Source organism: Streptomyces sp. NPDC088794, from assembly GCF_044750545.1.
GTDB lineage: Bacteria > Actinomycetota > Actinomycetes > Streptomycetales > Streptomycetaceae > Streptomyces.
The window spans coordinates 260,552-280,282 of the sequence record NZ_JBIVKB010000017.1 but is presented as its reverse complement, the minus strand read 5'-3'; the positions used below and the strand labels follow the sequence as shown (position 1 = coordinate 280,282).

The 19,731-nt window shown below is 69.7% G+C and carries 19 protein-coding genes and 1 riboswitch; of the genes, 15 read left to right on the top strand and 4 right to left on the bottom strand.

Annotation, left to right across the window (positions count from 1 at the left end; genetic code table 11):
* From ACIP6U_RS38895 to ACIP6U_RS38885, 3 genes are all read left to right on the top strand, one after another.
* On the top strand, positions 1-909 hold a 909-nt coding region (locus ACIP6U_RS38895), incomplete at its 5' end, for a cbb3-type cytochrome c oxidase subunit I (protein WP_401727434.1).
* Positions 906-1,304 (top strand): cytochrome c oxidase subunit 4, encoded by a 399-nt coding sequence (locus ACIP6U_RS38890; RefSeq protein ID WP_401727433.1) that lies wholly within the window; start codon positions 906-908, stop codon positions 1,302-1,304. The genes ACIP6U_RS38895 and ACIP6U_RS38890, both read left to right, overlap by 4 nt.
* A gap of 130 nt (positions 1,305-1,434) precedes the next feature.
* On the top strand, positions 1,435-2,697 hold the full coding sequence (locus ACIP6U_RS38885; protein WP_401727432.1) for an Ig-like domain-containing protein: 1,263 nt from the start codon (positions 1,435-1,437) through the stop codon (positions 2,695-2,697).
* A gap of 80 nt (positions 2,698-2,777) precedes the next feature.
* Here ACIP6U_RS38885 and ACIP6U_RS38880 read toward each other — a convergent pair whose 3' ends face one another.
* On the bottom strand, positions 2,778-3,179 hold the full coding sequence (locus ACIP6U_RS38880; RefSeq protein ID WP_401727431.1) for a hypothetical protein: 402 nt from the start codon (positions 3,177-3,179) through the stop codon (positions 2,778-2,780).
* Between the two features lie 178 nt (positions 3,180-3,357).
* Here ACIP6U_RS38880 and ACIP6U_RS38875 point away from each other — a divergent pair, with 178 nt between their 5' ends.
* From ACIP6U_RS38875 to ACIP6U_RS38850, 6 genes are all read left to right on the top strand, one after another.
* Positions 3,358-3,978, top strand: coding sequence for a heme-copper oxidase subunit III (locus tag ACIP6U_RS38875; protein ID WP_401727430.1), 621 nt, complete (start codon positions 3,358-3,360; stop codon positions 3,976-3,978).
* 80 nt (positions 3,979-4,058) lie between these two features.
* Positions 4,059-4,868 carry a c-type cytochrome gene (locus tag ACIP6U_RS38870; protein ID WP_401727429.1) on the top strand — a complete coding sequence of 270 codons (810 nt, stop codon included), beginning with the start codon at positions 4,059-4,061 and terminating at the stop codon, positions 4,866-4,868.
* The gene (locus tag ACIP6U_RS38865; protein WP_401727428.1) at positions 4,865-5,920 is read left to right on the top strand and encodes a Rieske 2Fe-2S domain-containing protein; all 1,056 of its coding nucleotides are present in this window, start codon (positions 4,865-4,867) and stop codon (positions 5,918-5,920) included. The genes ACIP6U_RS38870 and ACIP6U_RS38865 overlap by 4 nt, the downstream gene beginning before the upstream one ends.
* The gene (locus tag ACIP6U_RS38860) at positions 5,917-7,560 is read left to right on the top strand and encodes a cytochrome bc complex cytochrome b subunit (protein ID WP_401727427.1); all 1,644 of its coding nucleotides are present in this window, start codon (positions 5,917-5,919) and stop codon (positions 7,558-7,560) included. Before ACIP6U_RS38865 ends, ACIP6U_RS38860 begins: the two co-directional genes overlap by 4 nt.
* Positions 7,561-7,693: 133 nt before the next feature.
* Positions 7,694-8,758: an anthranilate phosphoribosyltransferase gene (gene trpD / locus ACIP6U_RS38855; protein ID WP_401727426.1), complete on the top strand. Its 1,065-nt coding sequence runs from the start codon at positions 7,694-7,696 to the stop codon at positions 8,756-8,758.
* A gap of 171 nt (positions 8,759-8,929) precedes the next feature.
* Positions 8,930-9,046: riboswitch (SAM riboswitch) on the top strand.
* A gap of 164 nt (positions 9,047-9,210) precedes the next feature.
* Positions 9,211-10,572, top strand: coding sequence for an aminotransferase class V-fold PLP-dependent enzyme (locus ACIP6U_RS38850; RefSeq protein ID WP_401727425.1), 1,362 nt, complete (start codon positions 9,211-9,213; stop codon positions 10,570-10,572).
* Positions 10,573-10,665: 93 nt separating this feature from the next.
* On the opposite strand, the gene ACIP6U_RS38845 is transcribed toward ACIP6U_RS38850, so the two are convergent.
* Positions 10,666-10,947 carry an Lrp/AsnC ligand binding domain-containing protein gene (locus tag ACIP6U_RS38845; protein WP_124004215.1) on the bottom strand — a complete coding sequence of 94 codons (282 nt, stop codon included), beginning with the start codon at positions 10,945-10,947 and terminating at the stop codon, positions 10,666-10,668.
* Entirely contained in the window at positions 10,944-11,687 is a 744-nt protein-coding gene (locus tag ACIP6U_RS38840) for a rhomboid family intramembrane serine protease (protein ID WP_401727424.1), read from the bottom strand. Before ACIP6U_RS38840 ends, ACIP6U_RS38845 begins: the two co-directional genes overlap by 4 nt.
* 156 nt (positions 11,688-11,843) lie before the next feature.
* Between ACIP6U_RS38840 and ACIP6U_RS38835 the strand changes: the two genes are divergently transcribed.
* From ACIP6U_RS38835 to ACIP6U_RS38815, 5 genes are all read left to right on the top strand, one after another.
* Positions 11,844-12,083, top strand: coding sequence for a hypothetical protein (locus ACIP6U_RS38835; protein ID WP_401727423.1), 240 nt, complete (start codon positions 11,844-11,846; stop codon positions 12,081-12,083).
* 36 nt (positions 12,084-12,119) lie between these two features.
* Positions 12,120-13,463 (top strand): NYN domain-containing protein, encoded by a 1,344-nt coding sequence (locus ACIP6U_RS38830; RefSeq protein WP_401727422.1) that lies wholly within the window; start codon positions 12,120-12,122, stop codon positions 13,461-13,463.
* Positions 13,464-13,698: 235 nt separating this feature from the next.
* A complete protein-coding gene (locus ACIP6U_RS38825; protein WP_401727421.1) occupies positions 13,699-14,733 on the top strand; it encodes an NlpC/P60 family protein in 1,035 nt (344 codons plus the stop codon).
* A 232-nt stretch (positions 14,734-14,965) separates the two neighbouring features.
* Positions 14,966-15,982, top strand: coding sequence for an NlpC/P60 family protein (locus ACIP6U_RS38820; RefSeq protein WP_401727420.1), 1,017 nt, complete (start codon positions 14,966-14,968; stop codon positions 15,980-15,982).
* 33 nt (positions 15,983-16,015) lie between these two features.
* Positions 16,016-17,206 carry a hypothetical protein gene (locus ACIP6U_RS38815; protein WP_401727419.1) on the top strand — a complete coding sequence of 397 codons (1,191 nt, stop codon included), beginning with the start codon at positions 16,016-16,018 and terminating at the stop codon, positions 17,204-17,206.
* Here ACIP6U_RS38815 and ACIP6U_RS38810 read toward each other — a convergent pair.
* Positions 17,163-18,407: a glycosyltransferase 87 family protein gene (locus tag ACIP6U_RS38810; protein WP_401727418.1), complete on the bottom strand. Its 1,245-nt coding sequence runs from the start codon at positions 18,405-18,407 to the stop codon at positions 17,163-17,165. The genes ACIP6U_RS38815 and ACIP6U_RS38810 overlap by 44 nt on opposite strands.
* A 120-nt stretch (positions 18,408-18,527) precedes the next feature.
* Between ACIP6U_RS38810 and ACIP6U_RS38805 the strand changes: the two genes are divergently transcribed.
* Positions 18,528-19,670 (top strand): glycosyltransferase family 4 protein, encoded by a 1,143-nt coding sequence (locus ACIP6U_RS38805; protein ID WP_401727417.1) that lies wholly within the window; start codon positions 18,528-18,530, stop codon positions 19,668-19,670.
* Positions 19,671-19,731: the final 61 nt, after the last annotated feature.

The following is a 19,731-nucleotide window of genomic DNA, read 5'->3' as shown; positions in this document are numbered from 1 at the left end:
CCGTTCTTCGGCATCATCTCCGAGGTCATCCCGGTCTTCTCCCGCAAGCCGATGTTCGGCTACATGGGCCTGATCGGCGCCACCATCGCCATCGCCGGTCTCTCGGTGACGGTGTGGGCGCACCACATGTACGTCACCGGTGGTGTGCTGCTGCCGTTCTTCTCCTTCATGACGTTCCTCATCGCCGTGCCGACGGGCGTGAAGTTCTTCAACTGGATCGGAACGATGTGGAAGGGGTCCTTGAGTTTCGAGACCCCGATGCTCTGGGCGACCGGCTTCCTGATCACCTTCACCTTCGGTGGTCTGACCGGTGTCATCCTGGCCTCGCCGCCGATGGACTTCCACGTGTCGGACTCGTACTTCGTGGTGGCGCACTTCCACTACGTGGTGTTCGGCACGGTCGTCTTCGCGATGTTCGCCGGCTTCCACTTCTGGTGGCCGAAGATGACCGGCAAGATGCTCGACGAGCGGCTCGGCAAGATCACGTTCTGGACGCTGTTCATCGGCTTCCACGGCACGTTCCTGGTCCAGCACTGGCTGGGCGCCGAGGGCATGCCGCGTCGTTACGCCGACTACCTGGCGGCCGACGGCTTCACCGCCCTGAACACGATCTCGACGATCAGCTCGTTCCTGCTCGGCATGTCGATCCTGCCGTTCCTCTACAACGTGTGGAAGACGGCCAAGTACGGCAAGCCGGTCGGCGTCGACGACCCGTGGGGCTACGGACGCTCGCTGGAGTGGGCCACGTCCTGCCCGCCGCCGCGGCACAACTTCCTCACCCTTCCGCGGATCCGCAGTGAATCCCCGGCGTTCGACCTGCACCACCCGGAGATCGCCGCTCTCGACCAGCTCGAGAACGCGCCTCACGGTGAGAAGGCTCTGGCCGGTGGCAAGGAGGCTGGCAAGTGAAGGTCCAAGGCTGGATGTTCATGTGGCTGAGCGTCTTCGTCCTCGCCATGGCGGTCGTCTATGGCGTGTGGTCGAAGGAGCCGGCCGGTACCACGGCGCTCTTCCTGGCCTTCGGCCTGTGCATCATGATCGGCTTCTACCTCGGCTTCACGGCCAGGCGGGTCGACGTCGGCGCCCAGGACAACAAGGAAGCCGACGTCGCTGACGACGCCGGCGAGGTCGGGTTCTTCAGCCCGCACAGCTGGCAGCCGCTCGCCCTCGGCATCGGTGGCGCGCTCGCCTTCCTGTCGATCGCGATCGGCTGGTGGTTGCTGTACTTCTCGGCCCCGATCCTCATGGTCGGCCTGTACGGCTGGGTCTTCGAGTACTACCGCGGTGAGAACCGCACCCAGTAGCACGCCCGGCACGTTCTGGAGCCCGGACACTCCGTCAGGAGGGTCCGGGCTCCTGCTTTTGCCGCACTTCCGGTCCCCCGTAAGAGTTACTCGCCGCGCCGCCGCTGACATACGTCCATAACGTGACGGTATGAACCACTCTCCGCGCACCCGCACCGTCGTCAGCTGCACGCTGCTGGTGATCGCCCTCGGCGCGGGCGGTACCGCTTGCGGCAGCGGCGGCAACCCGCTCTCCGCGAAGCCGTACGACGCGACGGACCAGATCTCCTTCAACGGCCCCGCCGACGACGGCAAGAAGGTCGACCCGGACAGGCCCCTGGAAGTGACCGCCTCGGACGACGACGGCCGCATCACGGACGTCACCGCCATGGACGCCCAGGGCCGCTATGTGACGGGCGAACTCAGCGCCGACGGCACTCGCTGGCACAGCACCTCCCCGCTGGCCGCCAGCGCCCACTACACGGTCCGGGTGAGCACCGAGGACGACGACGGCGCGCCCGGCCGCAAGGTGCTCGCCTTCGACACCAGCAAGCCCACCGCCAAGAAGCCCCTGACGGTGAAGTTCGGGCCGGAGGGCGGCAAGTACGGCGTCGGACAGCCCGTCACGGCCGAGCTGAACAAGCCGGTCAAGGACAAGGCGCAGCGGGCGATCGTGGAACGCGCCCTCAGGGTCGACTCCGTACCCGCCGTGCAGGGCGCCTGGTACTGGGTGGACGACAAGGAACTCCACTACCGGCCCAAGGACTACTGGCCCACCCACGCCACCGTGAAGGTCCGCAGCGAGCTGGACGGCGTGAAGATCAGCGACCGCCTCTGGGGCGGCGCCTCCAAGCCCCTGAAGCTCAGCATCGGCGACCGCGTCATCGCCGTCACGGACGCCTCGTCACACTCCATGACCGTCTGGAAGAACGGCAAGGAGATCAACGAACTCCCGGTCACCACGGGCAAGCCCGGCTTCGAGACCCGCAACGGCGTCAAGGTCGTACTGGGCAAGGAGTACTTCGTACGTATGCGCGGTACCACCGTCGGTATCGCCGAGGGCTCCTCGGACAACTACGACCTGCCCGTCTACTACGCCACCCGCGTCACCTGGAGCGGCGAGTACGTCCACGCGGCCCCCTGGTCCGTCGGCTCCCAGGGCTACGAGAACGTCAGCCACGGCTGCACCGGCATGAGCACCAGCAACGCCGAGTGGTTCTTCGACAACATCCGCCAGGGCGACGTCGTCAAGGTCGTCAACTCCGACGGCAACGAAATGGAGCCCTTCGGCAACGGCTTCGGCGACTGGAACGTCAACTGGAAGAAGTGGCGGGGCGGCAGCGCCCTCATCGCCAACACCCCGGACGCGCCGAGCCCCGAAGACACGGCCCGTCTCAGGCCTACAGCGGTGTGAGCGCCCCGGAAGGGGCGCGGGGAACTGCGCGATCAACCCCAACGGCCCGCAGCCGCCGAACTACGGGCCGAACCGAGCTACTAGGCGCTCAGAGCCTTCTTGTCCCGCAACAACGCAGCGAGCGCCGCCGCGAACTCCACCGGATCCACAGGCAACGTCACAGCCGCCTCAGCCCGACTCCACGTGGCCAGCCACGCGTCCTGAGGCCGCCCGATCAGCAGAAGCACCGGCGGGCAGTTGAACACCTCGTCCTTGATCTGCCGGCACAGCCCCATGCCCCCCATCGGCGCGGACTCACCGTCGAAGACACAGACGTCGATCCCGCCCTTGTCCAACTCCGAGAGGACCGCCGCCGGGGTCGCACACTCCAGGAACGAGACCAACGGCGCATCCGGAGCCGGCCGCCGGCCCACCGCGAGCCTCACCTGCTCGCGCGTGTTGGAGTCGTCGCTGTAGACCAGCACCGTGGCAGTCGACTGCATTGTTCCTCCGCGTCTTCGATCGGGAACCCGGGGGGCCGCTGCGGCGGATGCTACTCCCTTGAACACGCCGTCAACACCTGTTGGAACACCGCTTCGATGGGCCATACGGGCAGTACACACGGTGCGGACACTCCGAACGGCACCCCCCGGAGTGAGGGCGGGATAAGCGACCGACATAATGTCGGTCGTGGCGACAGCAACGACAGTAGAAACCGGGCACGCGCACCCGTCGGTCAACCGGCCGAACCTCACCAGCGTCGGAACCATCATCTGGCTGAGTTCCGAGCTGATGTTCTTCGCGGCCCTCTTCGCGATGTACTTCACCCTGCGATCGGTGACCGGTCCGGATCACTGGAAGGAGATGGCGAGCCATCTCAACCTTCCGTTCTCCGCGACCAACACCACGATCCTGGTGCTCTCCTCCCTCACCTGCCAGCTCGGTGTCTTCGCCGCCGAGCGCGGGGACGTGAAGAAGCTCCGGGGCTGGTTCATCGTCACGTTCGTGATGGGTGCGATCTTCATCGGCGGTCAGATCTTCGAGTACACGGAGCTGGTGAAGGAGGACGGCCTCTCGCTCTCCTCGGACCCGTACGGCTCGGTGTTCTACCTGACCACCGGCTTCCACGGCATGCACGTGACGGGCGGCCTGATCGCCTTCCTGTTCGTCCTCGGCCGCACCTACGCGGCCAAGAGGTTCACGCACGAGCAGGCGACCGCGGCCATTGTCGTGTCCTACTACTGGCACTTCGTCGATGTCGTCTGGATCGGCCTCTTCGCCACGATCTACCTGATCAAGTAGGCGGGCCCGCTCCCGCGTGCGTCCCGTGGACGCACTTTCCAGAAGCATCGACGCAGAAGATCCTGACACCGGGGTAATCCGTGAAAAAGCTCTCCGCACGACGACGCCATCCGCTGGCGGCTGTCGTCGTCCTACTCCTCGCGCTGGCGGCCACTGGGGGGCTGTACGCCGCGTTCGCTCCCGCGAGCAAGGCGCAGGCCGATGAGACCGCCCAGTCCCTTGCCATCGACGAGGGCAAGAAGCTCTACTCCGTAGGCTGCGCAAGCTGCCACGGCACCGGCGGTCAGGGCACCTCCGACGGTCCGAGCCTGGTGGGCGTGGGCGCCGCCGCGGTCGACTTCCAGGTCGGCACCGGCCGTATGCCGGCCCAGCAGCCGGGCGCGCAGATCCCGAAGAAGAAGGTCATCTACACGCAGGCCGAGATCGACCAGCTCGCCGCGTACATCTCCTCCCTCGGCGCCGGCCCGTCCGTTCCCACGAAGGCCGAGTACGGCCCCGACGGCGCCGACATCGCCAAGGGTGGTGAGCTCTTCCGCACCAACTGCGCCCAGTGCCACAACTTCACCGGCAAGGGCGGTGCGCTGACGCACGGCAAGTTCGCGCCGGACCTCGAAGGTGTCGCCCCCAAGCACATCTACGAGGCCATGCAGACGGGCCCGCAGAACATGCCGTCCTTCCCCGACACCACGCTGTCGGAGAAGAACAAGAAGGACATCATCGCGTACCTGAACGCGGTCAACGGCGACGACACCGAGAGCCCTGGTGGCCTCGAACTGGGTGGCCTCGGGCCGGTCAGTGAGGGCCTCTTCGCCTGGGTCTTCGGACTCGGCGCGCTGATCGCGGTCGCCGTCTGGGTCGCCGCTCGGACCGCAAAGGCCAAGAAGTCATGAGTAGCCAAGACATTCCAGAAGAGAACCTGCCCGCTGAGCAGGACGCGCACGGCGCGGTAGGCGTCGCGAACGAGCAGGACCCGTTCGCCGACCCCGGACTGCCGCCCCACGAGCACCGGGTGCAGGACATCGACGAGCAGGCCGCCAGGCGGTCCGAGCGCGTCGTCGCCTTCCTGTTCACGGTGTCCATGCTGGCCACCGTCGGCTTCATCGCCTCCTACGTGGCGATCCCGCACGACAAGGCGATCTTCGTCTTCCCGATCGGTCACATCAACGCGCTGAACTTCGCGCTCGGCCTGACCCTGGGCCTCGCGCTGTTCTCGATCGGCGCGGGCGCGGTCCACTGGGCCCGCACCCTGATGTCCGACGTGGAGATCGCCGACGAGCGGCACGCGATCGAGGCCACGCCCGAGGTCAAGGCCAAGGTGCTGGCCGACTTCAAGCAGGGCGCCAAGGAGTCCGCGCTCGGCCGGCGCAAGCTGATCCGCAACACGATGTTCGGCGCGCTGGCCCTGTTCCCGCTCTCCGGCGTCATGCTGCTGCGCGACCTCGGCCCGCTGCCCGGGACCAAGCTCCGCCACACCATCTGGTCCAAGGGCAAGCTGCTCGTCAACATGAACACCAACGAGCCGCTGCGCCCCTCCGACGTCGCGGTCGGCTCGCTGACCTTCGCCAAGCCCGAGGGCCTGGAGGAGCACGACGAGGAGTTCCAGACCGAGATCGCCAAGGCGGCCCTGATGATCGTCCGGCTCCAGCCGGACAACATCAAGGACAAGCGCGAGCTCGAGTGGTCGCACGAGGGCATCGTGGCGTACTCGAAGATCTGCACCCACGTCGGCTGCCCGATCTCCCTGTACGAGCAGCAGACGCACCACGTGCTGTGCCCCTGCCACCAGTCCACCTTCGACCTCTCCGACGGTGCCCGAGTGATCTTCGGCCCCGCCGGGCACGCCCTGCCGCAGCTGCGCATCGGCGTGAACGACGAGGGCTACCTCGAGGCGCTCGGCGACTTCGAAGAGCCCGTCGGTCCTGCATTCTGGGAGCGCGGATGAGCACCAACGAGAGCACCGCAAGCAACGAGCCCCGGCGCGGCAAAGCCCCGGCGGGCGAGCGCGTCGCCGACTGGGCGGACGGCCGGCTGGGGATCTACGGGTTGGCCAAGGCCAACATGCGCAAGATCTTCCCCGACCACTGGTCGTTCATGCTGGGCGAGGTCTGCCTCTACAGCTTCATCATCATCATCCTCACGGGTGTGTACCTGACGCTGTTCTTCCACCCGTCGATGAACGAGGTGGAGTACCACGGCAGCTACATCCCGCTGCAGGGCCAGATGATGTCCGAGGCCTTCAACTCGACCATGCACATCTCCTTCGATGTGCGCGGTGGTCTGCTGATCCGGCAGATCCACCACTGGGCCGCGCTGATCTTCCTCGCCGCCATGTTCGTGCACATGATGCGCGTGTTCTTCACGGGCGCGTTCCGCAAGCCGCGTGAGGTCAACTGGCTGTTCGGCTTCCTGCTGTTCGTCCTGGGCATGTTCACCGGCTTCACCGGTTACTCGCTCCCGGACGACCTGCTCTCCGGCACCGGTGTCCGCTTCATGGAGGGCGCGGTCCTGTCCGTGCCGATCGTCGGCACGTACCTGTCGTTCTTCCTCTTCGGCGGCGAGTTCCCCGGCGGCGACTTCGTCGCACGGTTCTACTCGATCCACATCCTGCTGCTGCCGGGCATCATGCTCGGGCTCGTGGTCGGCCACCTGATCCTGGTCTTCTACCACAAGCACACGCAGTTCGCGGGCCCCGGAAAGACGAACAACAACGTCGTCGGCATGCCGCTCCTGCCGGTCTACATGGCCAAGGCCGGAGGCTTCTTCTTCCTGGTCTTCGGTGTCATCGCGGCCGTCGCGGCGATCGCCTCGATCAACCCGATCTGGGCCATGGGCCCCTACCGGCCGGACATGGTCTCCACGGGCGCCCAGCCCGACTGGTACATGGGCTTCTCCGAGGGCCTGATCCGTGTCATGCCGGGCTGGGAGATCAACGCCTGGGGCCACACGCTCGTCCTGGGCGTGTTCATCCCGCTGGTGATCTTCCCGCTGGTCCTGGTCTCGATCGCGGTCTACCCGTTCATCGAGTCCTGGGTCACCGGCGACAAGCGCGAGCACCACATCCTGGACCGTCCGCGCAACGTCCCGACGCGTACCGCGTTCGGCGCCGCGTGGATCTCCTGGTACTTCGTCCTGCTCGTCGGTGGCGGCAACGACCTCTGGGCCACGCACTTCCACCTGTCGATCAACGCGATCACCTGGTTCGTCCGCGTCGGCTTCTTCGTCGTACCGGTCCTCGTGTTCATCGCCACCAAGCGGATCTGCCTGGGCCTGCAGCGCCGGGACCGCGACAAGGTGCTGCACGGCCGCGAGTCGGGCATCATCAAGCGCCTGCCGCACGGTGAGTTCATCGAGGTGCACGAGCCGCTCAGCCAGGACGCGCTGCACACGCTCACCGCGCACGAGCAGTACGTGCCGGCCGCGATCGGCGCGACGGTCGACGAGAATGGCGTCGAGCGCAAGGTCAAGGGCTCCGAGAAGCTGCGCGCCAAGCTGAGCGAGGCGTACTACGGCGAGGAGTCCCAGATCCCCAAGCCGACCGTCGAGGAGTACAAGGAGATCACGAGCGGCCACGGCCACCACTGATCGCTGAGGCGTCGCCACGCCACAGTCGAAGGGCCCCGTCCGAACACCGGACGGGGCCCTTCGCCGTGCCGCGCGCTGGATAGGGTGGGGCACGTCTTGTGACGCACCTTCTACGACACCCAGGAGCGGCCGTATGAGCGCTGTGACCCCCGCTGGAGGCGACATCGCGGCGGGCCGTTCCTGGCCCGAGGTACTGAACTCCCTGCTGTACGGCAAGGACCAGGACGCCGACGCCACCTTCTGGGCGATGGACCAGATCATGCGCGGCGAGGCGACGGACGCGCAGATCGCCGGGTTCGTGGTGGCGCTGCGGGCCAAGGGCGAGACGGTCGAGGAGATCACCGGTCTGGTGCGCGCGATGTACGCGCACGCCAACGTGATCGAGGTGTCCGGGAAGACCGTGGACATCGTCGGCACCGGCGGCGACGGCGCGAAGACGGTGAACATCTCCACGATGTCCTCGATCGTGATCGCCGGCACGGGCGCGAAGGTCGTCAAGCACGGTAACCGGGCCGCGTCCTCCGCGTCCGGCGCCTCCGACGTCCTGGAGCGGCTCGGCGTCAACCTGGAACTGACCCCGAAGCGGGTGGCCGAGGTCGCCGAAGAGGCGGGGATCACCTTCTGCTTCGCGATCAAGTTCCATCCGGCCCTGCGTCACGCGGGCGCCGCGCGCGGCCAGTTGGGCATCCGCACGGTGTTCAACGCGCTGGGCCCGCTGACCAACCCCGCCAGGGTGCGGGCCCAGGCGGTCGGGGTCGCGGACCCGCGGATGGCGCCCATCATCGCGGGCGTCTTCGCCGAGCGGGGCAACTCCTCCCTGGTGTTCCGCGGCGACGACGGCCTCGACGAGCTGACGACCACGGCCACCTCCCGGGTCTGGATCGTCCGCGACGGCAAGGTCACCGAGGAGTCCTTCGACCCCCGTGACGTGGGCCTCCCGCTGGTCCCGGTGGAGGCGCTGCGCGGCGCCGACCCCGAGTTCAACGCGGGCGTCGCCCGCCGGCTCCTGGACGGCGAGACGGGCCCGGTGCGGGACGCCGTACTCCTGAACTCGGCGGCCGCCCTGGTGGCCCTGGAGCCCGGTGACGAGCCGCTGGCGGACCAGCTCAGGGCCGGGATGGAGAAGGCGGCGGAGTCGATCGACTCGGGCGCCGCCAAGCGGACCCTGGAGCGCTGGGCGGCGGCCAGCAACGCGTAGGGGCTGTCGCTTGGATCAGCCCGGCGTCGCGGGGCTCGGGTCGGCCAAGAGGCACCGCGCCTCACGGCCGGCCTGATCCAAGCGACAGCCCCTAGCCGTACGGCGGTCGTCGTCCCGCGATCCGGACACGGGTTGCGGGACGACGATCACGTCACGTAGGTTTTTGGACCAGGTCATGAGTGACAGTCATGAGGCCCCGGCCGACTGTCCGGCAACCCTCCGTCCGTGGCGGGGTGCCCCGGGTGAAGACCAGGCCGTAGGCAGCGAGGTCTGCGGCAAGCGCGGGCCCCTCGAAAGACACCAGGGGTCCTGGTCTCGAGGGAGTTCTCCGTGAGCAAGCGAATGCGATAGGGCGCCGAGCCCCGCCTCCGCATACCCCCTTCACCTTTCTCCTGCGCCGGAGCCATGTCCGCCCGCGCAGTGAATTCGCCTGCCTCTCACGGGAGTTCGCCATGTCTGTCGCCACCGCTGCCGCCACCTCCGTCTGTGCCCCGCTGCCCGTCCTGGGCCGGGACGTCACCGTCCCGCTCGTCACGGGCGGCGAAGTCACCTACGCGGCGCTCGACTACGCGGCCAGCGCCCCGGCCCTCCAGCGCGTCTGGGACGACGTGGCGGCCTACGCCCCGTACTACGGCAGCGTCCACCGCGGCGCCGGCTACCTCTCGCAGCTCTCCACCGACCTCTTCGAGAACGCCCGCCGGACGGTCGAGGAGTTCCTGGACTGCCGCCCCGACGACCAGCTGATCTTCACCCGCTCCACCACGGACTCCCTCAACCTCCTCGCCGCGGTCCTGCCCGCCGACTGCCAGGTCTTCGTCTTCGAGACCGAGCACCACGCCTCGCTGCTGCCCTGGCAGGACGCCCGCGTCACCTACCTCAACGCCCCGCGCACCCCGGCCCAGGCCGTCGAGACCCTGGAGCGGGCCCTCGCCGCCCGTGACCCCTACGGCCCGGCCCTGGTCTGCGTGACCGGCGCCTCGAACGTCACCGGCGAGCTGTGGCCGGTCCGCGAACTGGCCGCCGCCGCGCACGCGCACGGCGCCCGGATCGTCCTGGACGCCGCCCAACTCGCCCCGCACCACCCGGTGTCCGTCCAGGACCTCGACGTCGACTGGATCGCCTTCTCCGGCCACAAGCTGTACGCCCCCTTCGGCTCCGGCGTCCTGGCCGGCCGCGCCGACTGGCTCCGGGCGGCCGACCCCTACCTCGCGGGCGGCGGCGCCAGCCGCAAGGTCAGCCGGCGCGAGGACGGGGGAGTGGACGTGGAGTGGCACGACAGCGCCGCCCGCCACGAGGCCGGCTCCCCGAACGTCATCGGTGCCTACTCCATCGCGTCGGCCTGCAAGGCGCTGACCGAGGCGGGCTTCGACACGCTGGTCGCACGCGAGCAGCACCTGATCGAGACAGTGCGGGCGGGCCTGGCGGAGGTCCCGGAGGTGCGCGTCCTGTCCCTCTTCGGCGACGACGCCCCGCGCGTGGGCGTCATCTCCTTCGTGGTCGACGGCTGGAACAGCTCCCACTTCGCCGCCGCCCTCTCCGCCGAGTACGGCATCGGCGTCCGCGACGGCCTCTTCTGCGCCCACCCGCTGCTGCGCACCCTCCTGGGCACCGACCCTCAGACCCAGGGCGAATGCGGCGCCCCCGAGGCGGCCCCGGGCGAGAAGTCCCTCAACGCGATCCGAGTGAGCTTCGGAGCCGGCACCCCCGACGAGCACGTGGAGCGCTTCATCAACGCGGTGAAGGAACTGGTGACGGCAGGCGCCAAGTGGACCTACCACACGGAGAACGGCCGCTGCGTACCTGCGGTGGGCTGATCGCCCCGAAGGGGCGCGGGGAACTGCGCGACCAGCCACATCGAACGGTCAGCCGCAAACGGTCCGCGCCCCCCACCCCACTAGGCGCTCAACTCAGGAGTCCAGCCCAATAGCGAACGCGGCCTCAAGGTCATGCTGGGAGTACGTCCGAAACGCCACATGCGTGTCCGTGCCCTCAACCCCGGGGATCTTGCTGATCCGCCCAGGAATGACCTCGGCGAGGTCCTCGTGCTCCTTGACCCGAACCATCGCGATCAAGTCATACGTACCCGTCACGGAGAACACCTCGCTCACAGATTCCAGCGAGGCAATCGACTCCGCGATCTCGGGGATCCGGTCCACGCTGGTCTTGATGAGGACGATCGCGGTGATCACGGCTGGTTCTCTCCCTCGGGGGCCGGAGCTGGGGCGGCCTTCACTCTAGTCGTACGGCGGAATCGGGCCCACGCGTAACCGAAGCCCAGCGAGAACCCCACCAGGTGCGCCAGATACGCCACCCCGGGCCCCTGCTCCGCCCGCCCCGCCGCCACCCACTGAAGCGCCGCCCAGAACGGCAGCACCACCCACGCGGGAAACCGCATCGGCAGAAAGAACAGGAACGGCAGCAGGCTGGTCACCCGCGCCCCGGGGAACAGGTACAGAAACGCACCGAGGATCGCCGAGATCGCCCCCGACGCTCCCACCAGGGACTGCTCGGAGGAGGAGTTGGCGGCCGCGTACCCCAGCAGGGCGAGGTAGCCGCAGACGAGGTAGAAGAGCGTGAACCGCACGCGGCCCATCCGCTCCTCGGTCATCACGCCGAAGACGTAGAGGAAGAGCATGTTGCCGAGCAGGTGGACCCAGCCGCCGTGGATGAAGAGGGCCGTGGCGGGGGTGAGGACGGATCCCGCGGGGTCCGCGAAGAGGTCCGCCGGGACCACGCCCCAGCGGTGGAAATAGGCGCGCTGCGCGGCGAGCAGCGCGTCCCCGGAACCGTAGGCCGGATTCAGCCCCGAGGCCGGGCCGACCGCGAAGACCAGACAACAGACCGCGATCAGCCCGTACGTGACCGGTGCCGACGGCATCCGGCCGGTTCTGAACGTCCTGCCGACCGTCGCGCTCCAGTTGCTGATCATGGACACAGAGCATGGCGTAACGGGACGCACACGCACAGACCGCCTCGCCGCCGCGGACGGACGGGCGGCGAGTACGCGCCAGGCCGTAGGGTTACGAGCCACACGCACCGGGGAAGCCGGGCGTCACGGACACTAGAAGGAAAGCGGACAGTCACGATGACGGTTCCCCTGCCCACCGCAGCCACGCGGTGGCGCTGCACTCTGTGCGGCAACCTCACGCGTTTCGACGTGACGCGCTCGTCGAAGGTCGTCGAGTACGTCCACCTCGACCTCGCCGGCGAGCCGAGGGTCGAGGAGCGCGAGGTGGTCAGTGAGACCATCGAGTCGGTGCGCTGCCGCTGGTGCAATGCCGTGGATCAGGTGGAACTCGTGGACAGGCCCGGCGCCGGTTCCTGACAGGGCCGGCCCCGCACAGGTGATGGGGTGTGACGGATGGTGGAGAGCGCAGGCGGGGGGCCGGGCGACGGCACCGCTGAGGTGCTCGACCGTCCGCTGCCCGACGGTGTGCGCCGCCGGGTCGTACAGATCGTCTCGGACGGGTTCGGCGGCCTGACCGTCGCCGAACTGCCCGCGCAGCTGCGGCAGTACGCGCGGTTCGCCCCCAACCGGCGGGCCAAGTTCGCCGGGAACGCGATGGCGGCCGCGCTGGAGACCGACCCGCTGTTCCGGCAGCGGATCGGGGAGAAGCTGAGAGAGGCCCAGGCGGAGCTCGCGGGCGCCCTCGACTCCGGCTCGCCGCCCCCGGCCGCGGACCCGCTCGATGTGGCGGCCGCGGCCTATGTGCTGCGCCCCACGGGCTGGGTGAAGCTCGTGACGGCGGCCGGCGAGGAGGCCCAGCGGGCCGATGCCGAGCGGGCCGACGAGGAGAGCCGGGCGGAGCTGGAGCGGCTGCGGGCGGAACTGGCGCAGGCGCGGGACGCGACCCGGACCGAGACCGAGCGGCTGCGCGCCGATCTGGAGGCCGCCAGGAAAGAAGCGGAATCGCTTCATCGCAAGCTGCGCGCGGCCGTCAGTGACGTCCGGCGCGGCGAGGCGGCCCTGCGCAAGGTGCACGCCGAGACGGAGATCCTGCGCGCCGAGGGGCAGACGCAGCTGTCCGCCGCGGAGAGCGAGGCGCGGCGGCTGAAGGCGCGGCTCACCGAGGCGGAGGCCTCCCTGGAGGCCACGCGCAGGGCGGCGCGCGAGGGGCGCAGTGTCGAGGACATGCGCGTGCGCCTGCTGTTGGACACCGTACTGGAAGCGGCCCAAGGGCTGCGCAGGGAGCTGGCGTTGCCGCCGGTGTCCGTGCGGCCCGCGGAGACCGTGGACGCGGTCGAACCGGGACGAATGACCCCGAAGGACATCGCCGCGCGGGCGCTGTCCGAGCACGACCCCGCGATTCTCGACCAGCTGCTCGCCCTGCCCCAGGCGCACTTGGTCGTCGACGGCTACAACGTCACCAAGACCGGCTATCCGCAGATGCCGCTGGAGAAGCAGCGCCTGCGGCTGCTCGGTCAGCTCTCGCAGCTCGCCGCGCAGACCGGCGCCGAGGTGACGTGTGTCTTCGACGGGGCCGAGCTGGCCGCGCCGGTGCTGCTCGCGCCGCCGCGCGGGGTCCGCGTGCTGTTCTCCAAGCCAGGTGTCACGGCCGACGAGTTGATCCGCCAGCTGGTGCGCGCCGAGCCGCCGGGCCGGCCCGTCATCGTCGCCTCCACCGACCGTGAGGTGGCCGACGGGGTCGCCAAGGCGGGGGCCCGGCCGATCGCTTCGGCGATGCTCCTGAAGCGGCTGATCTGAGCGCCTGTCCGGCGCCTGTCCCGAAGGTCAAGCTTGCAGGTTTAACGCCCGAATTGGCGTAATCATCACGCAACGTAGCGTCAATCGACCATGACTGCATGTGAGTTGAGTGCAAAGAATGCACTCTGTGACAAACATTTTTCACGTGAGGATTTGAACTGATCACAAGAAGGTCACTAGGGTCTGGGCTCGAACCTCCGAACGGGTGATCACTCTGAAGAAGGAGCCCGCGTCCGTGGCGTCCCATCGTCGACCCAAGCAGCCGAGTCGGGCACGTGTGACCGTGCTCACCACCGCAGCTGCTGCCGCCGTTGCCATCAGCGCCCAGGCCGCGAACGCCGCGCCGAGTGAGAAGCCCACGAAGAACGAGGTCAAGGAAAAGGTCGACAAGCTCTACGAGCAGGCCGAGCAGGCCACCGAGAAGTACACGGGCGCCAAGGAGAAGCAGGAGAAGCTCCAGAAGGAGATCTCCACCATCCAGGACAACGTCGCCCGCGGCCAGGAGGAGCTCAACGAGCTCCGCTCGTCCATAGGCCTGGCGGCCGCCGCGCAGTACCGCACCGGCTCCATCGACTCCTCCCTCCAGCTCTTCCTCTCGTCGAACCCGGACGACTACCTGGACAAGGCGTCCACCGCCGACCAGTTGAGCGCCCAGCAGGTCGAGGCGCTGAAGAAGATCCAGGAGAAGCAGCGCGAACTCGCCCAGGAGCGCGCCGAGGCCTCCGACAAGCTCAAGGACCTCGCCTCCACCCGCACCGAACTGGGCAAGAAGAAGCAGGAAGTCCAGAGCAAGCTCGCCGAGGCACAGAAGCTGCTCAACACCCTGACGGCCGCGGAGCGTTCGGCGCTCGCCGACGCCGACGCGCGGGCCAGCCGCAGCTCCAGCGAGCGGGTGGACCTCGGCAACAGCACCTCCGCCAACAGCCGGGCCGCCGCGGCCTTCGCCGCCGCCCAGTCCAAGCTCGGCACCCCGTACGTCTACGGCGCCTCCGGCCCCTCGTCCTTCGACTGCTCGGGCCTGACCTCCTGGGCCTACGCCCAGGCCGGCGTCGGCATCCCGCGCACCTCGCAGGCCCAGGCCAACGCCGGTACCCGGATCTACAACCAGAGCGACCTGCGCGTCGGCGACCTGGTCATCTTCTACGGCGACCAGCACCACGTCGGCCTCTACGCCGGCAACGGCCAGGTGATCCACGCCCCGCGCACCGGCACCGTGGTCCGATACGAGTCGATCGGCAACATGCCGTTCCAGTTCGGCGTCCGGATCTGATCCGGTTCGGCGTCCGGTCGTGACCGGAAGCGATCGACCGTAAGGCCGCGACGCCGCACCGCCCGAACGGGCGAATTACGACAACTCCAGCTGACCCCGCGCCCCGCCCATGACCTGCGTCTTGGGCGGGGCGTCACGTTGTGTGGCCGCGGAGGTCTTTGGTGGGCCCCCGGTAGCGGGGCTACTGTCTGCCGCGTTTCCTCGTCCGTAAGCGGAAGGAGTGCGGCTTCCCGTGGGGTCCCATCGCCGACTTGCATCGCCGTCCGGGTTCAACCGGGGCGCCGGCACCGCCCTGTGCGCGTTGTCCGCCGCGGCCGCCGCCCTCGGCGCCGTACCGGCGAGCGCCGCTCCGCACACCGACACCAAGGCCGAGGTGGACCGCCTCTACGAGCAGGCGGAGGAAGCCACCGAGGCCTTCAACAAGGCCGACGAGACCTCCGACACGCTGCGCCGCGAGGTGGCCGACTCCCAGGACCGCATCGCCCGCCAGCAGCAGCGCATCAACTCCATGCGGGAGACGCTCGGTTCGCTGGCCGGCGCCCAGTACCGGTCCGGCGGCGTCGACCCGTCCCTCGCGCTGCTCTTCTCCGACGACCCGGACGACTACCTCGACAAGGCCTCCGTCCTGGACCGGATCACCGTCCACCAGACCGGCGAACTCAGGGAACTCGAGTCCGCCATGCGCGAACTCGCCCAGGAGCGCTCGGAGGCGACCCAGAAGCTCGCCGAGCTGGAGAAGAGCCGCAAGGCCGTCGCCACCCACAAGAAGACGGTCGAGAAGAAGCTCGCCAAGGCCCGGCAGCTGCTCAACTCCCTGCCGTCCACGGAACGCGCCGCCTACGACCGCGCCTCCCGCTCCGGCCGCGTGGAGATCCCCGACCTCGGCGACGCGGCCCCCTCCTCGGCACGCGCGGCAGCCGCCGTGGCCGCCGCCCGCACCGCGCTGGGCAAGCCCTACGTATGGGGCTCCAGCGGCCCCTCCGGCTTCGACTGCTCGGGCCTGATGCAGTGGTCGTACGCGCAGGCCGGCGTCCATCTCCCACGCACCTCGCAGGCCCAGCGCTACGCCGGCCGCCAGGTCCCGCTCTCCCAGGCGCAGCCCGGCGACCTGGTCACCTACCGGTCCGACGCCAGCCATGTCGCGATGTACATGGGCAACGGCCAGGTGATCCACGCGCCCTACCCCGGCGCGCCGGTGCGCTACGACCCGGTCGGCATGATGCCCGTCTCGTCGGTCACGAGGGTCTGACCACACCCGGCGCCGCGGCCGTACGATCGTAAAGTGGCTGGTCGAGGGCGGGCGTCGGGATCCGGAGCGGTGGCGCTCGTTCTGCTGCTCGTCTGCCTGGTGGGCTGCGGTGGCAAGCCCGCCGCCACCACCGACCGCAAGGACCTCCAGCGGGTCCTGGACCGGCGCGCGAGTGCCGTCATGGAGCGCGACCGCACGGCCTTCCTGAAGACGGGCGCGCTCAGCTGGTTCGAGAACCTGCGCGGGGTGCCGCTGGCGAGCTGGTCCTACCGCGTCACCGCCCTGCACCGCTCGGGCGACACCGCCACCGCCGACGTCGATCTGCGCTACCAGGTCCAGGGCTACGACAAGGCCCCCGTCACCGCCGGCCGCACCCTGACCCTCAGCCGGGAGCAGGACGGGCAGTGGTACGTGGACGCCGAGGCGCCCGCCGAGAAGTCCGCGCAGCAGCTGTGGGACCAGGGCGAGGTGGCGGTCGTGCGCGGGGCGCACAGCCTCGTCCTGGGGGTCGGACAGACCAGCGAGGCGCTGCACCGGTACGCGGACCTCGCCGATCGCGCCGTACCGGCCGTGACGGGGGCGTGGGGCCCGGACTGGGCCGGACACGTCGTCGTGCTCGTACCGAAGTCGCTGGACGGCATGGCGGGGCTGCTGGGCTCGCCCGCCTCCTCCTACCGGGGGATCGCGGCGGTCACCACCGGCGAGGTGGGCGGCGCGCCGAACGCGCCCGCGGACCGGGTCATCGTCAACCCGGACGCGTACGCCGTCCTCGGCGCCCTCGGCAAGCAGGTCGTGCTCACCCACGAGACCACCCATGTGGCCACCCGCGCCCACACGGGTGCGGCCACCCCGCTATGGCTGTCCGAGGGGTACGCGGACTGGGTCGGCTACCGGGGCACCGGCCGCACCCCGGAGCAGGCCGCGCCGGAGCTGGCGCGCGCGGTGGCCGACGAGGCGGTGCCCGAGGCGCTGCCGACCGACCGGGACTTCGGCTTCAGCGGCGACGCGACCAAGCTCGCGCAGGCCTACGAGGGCGGCTGGCTGGCCTGCCGGATGATCGCCGGGGAGTGGGGCGAGCCGAAGCTGGGGGAGTTCTACCGGGCCGTGGGCGACCACAAGGCGCGGGCGGGGTCGGTCGAGGGGGCGCTGAAGAAGGTGCTGGGGACCACGCTGGAGGAGTTCACGGACGCGTGGCGGGCGTACCTTCGGGATCAACTCGGCTGACGGGACCGGGCAGTGGGGCCGGCTCCTCGCGGGGGACCGTGGCCCGCCACAGGGCGCGGGCCGCGAGGATCGTGGCCAGGACCAGGAGGCCGTTGCGGGCCGCGAGGAGGGTGATGCCCGTGGGGGTGCTCTGGACCACGTCGGAGAACCAGATCGGGAACTCCAGGACCGTCACGAAGCTCGCCAGCAGGACCAGGACCGCGGGCGTCCCCATCCGGCTGCCGCGGAAGCAGACGCTGACCGCAGCGAGGCCGATCAGCCAGACCATGTACTGGGGGCTGATCACCCGGCTCGTGACGGTGAACATCAGCACGGCGACGAAGGCCGCGTCCGCCACCGTGGCCGCCTCGAAGCGGGTGGCCGTCAGGCGCCACAGCAGCAGCCAGCCGAAGATCATGCCGGTGAGCAGGAGGGCGGTCGTGCTGACCGCCTGCACATACGGGCCGACGAACTCCACCGAGCCGTAGTTGAGCAGCACCTGGCCGCTCCAGCCGTGGTGGCGGGCGACGTGGAAGACCAGCGAGCCCAGCGACTCCACCTCGGTGCCGCGGTCGCGCTGGAAAGTGAGGAAGGCGAACGGGCCGGGCATCGCCACCGCGAACAGCGCCGCGATCGCCGCGATCGTGCCCACGGCCCAGGCCCACACCCCGCGCCTGCGGACGGCGACCAGGAGCAGCAGCGGCCACACCTTCAGCATCGCCCCGAAGCCCACCAACGCGCCCATCACGCGCGGGCGCCGGGTGCCCGCCAGCACCGCGGCGACCGCGACGGCGGTGACCATCACGTCGTAGCGGGAGTAGACGGTCGGGCCGAGCAGCGGTACGCCCACCACCCACACCCAGGCACCGCGCAGCGACTTGCCGGGGCGCAGGCCCGCGTACAGCAGCAGGGCGAAGGCGGCCAGGTCGGCGACGAAGGCGAGCACGAAGAACGCGTGCGCGTAGCCGAGGAAGGGCAGCAGCACGGGCGAGAGGATCGGGAGCGCGGCGGCGGGCGGGTACTGCCAGGTCACGTCGTCCAGCGGGAAGGTGCCCGTGCGCAGCACGTCGTACCAGCCCTGGTAGATGACGGACACGTCGCTGGTGACGTCCGGGCCGGGGAAGACGTAGACCTTGAACACGAAGAGGAGCAGCAGCAGCCTGGTCAGGGCCCAGATCCCCAGCAGCCCCACCAGGGACCGCCTCGCGCCCGTCGTCTTCACGTGATCCCCTGCCGTCCGCTGCCCGCATTGAGGGGAACATGATGGCCCGCTCTTCTGTGAGCGTGCCACAAGCACGGCCGCGCCCGGCCGGGGGCGGGCGGTTCGGTAGGGTCTGCGGCGATGCACAAGACCTTGATCGTGACCAACGACTTCCCGCCCCGGCCCGGCGGCATCCAGGCGTTCCTGCACAACATGGCGCTACGACTGGACCCGGAGCGCGTGATCGTCTACGCCTCGACCTGGAAGCGCGGCCGGGAGGGCGTGGAGGCGACCGCCGCCTTCGACGCCGAGCAGCCCTTCACCGTCGTGCGGGACCGTACGACGATGCTGCTGCCGACGCCGGGGGCGACCCGGCGGGCGGTCGGGCTGCTGCGGGAACACGGGTGCACGTCGGTGTGGTTCGGGGCGGCGGCGCCGCTCGGGCTGATGGCGCCGGCGCTGCGCAGGGCGGGCGCCGAGCGGCTGGTGGCCACCACGCACGGGCACGAGGCCGGGTGGGCGCAACTGCCGGCGGCGCGTCAACTGCTGCGCCGGATCGGGGAGTCGACGGACACGATCACCTTCCTCGGCGAGTACACGCGCTCGCGCATCGCGACCGCGCTGACCCCCGAGGCCGCCGCGCGGATGGTCCAACTCCCGCCGGGCGTCGACGAGAAGACCTTCCACCCCGGCTCGGGCGGCGCCGAGGTGCGGGCCCGGCTCGGGCTGACCGAGCGGCCGGTGGTCGTGTGCGTCTCGCGCCTTGTGCCGCGCAAGGGGCAGGACACGCTGATCCGCGCCCTGCCGAGGATCCTGGCCGCCGAGCCGGACACCGTCCTGCTGATCGTCGGCGGCGGCCCGTACGAGAAGGACCTGCGCACGCTGGCCCGTGAGACCGGCGTCGCCGACTCGGTGCGCTTCACGGGCGCGGTCCCCTGGTCCGAACTGCCCGCCCACTACGGCGCCGGCGACGTCTTCGCCATGCCCTGCCGGACCCGGCGCGGCGGCCTCGACGTCGAGGGGCTCGGCATCGTCTACCTGGAGGCCTCGGCGACGGGACTGCCGGTCGTGGCCGGCGACTCGGGCGGCGCCCCGGACGCGGTGCTCGACGGGGAGACCGGCTGGGTGGTGCGGGGCGACTCCGTCGAGGAGGCGGCGGAACGGATCGTCGCGCTGCTGGGCGACGCGGAGTTGCGCCGCAGGATGGGGGAGCGGGGGCGCCGGTGGGTCGAGGAGAAGTGGCGCTGGGATCTCCTCGCCGAGAAGCTGAAGACGCTTCTTTAGGGGCGCGAGGAACTGCGCGACAAGCCACAAACGACCCGCAGCCGCCCGACCACGCGCCCGG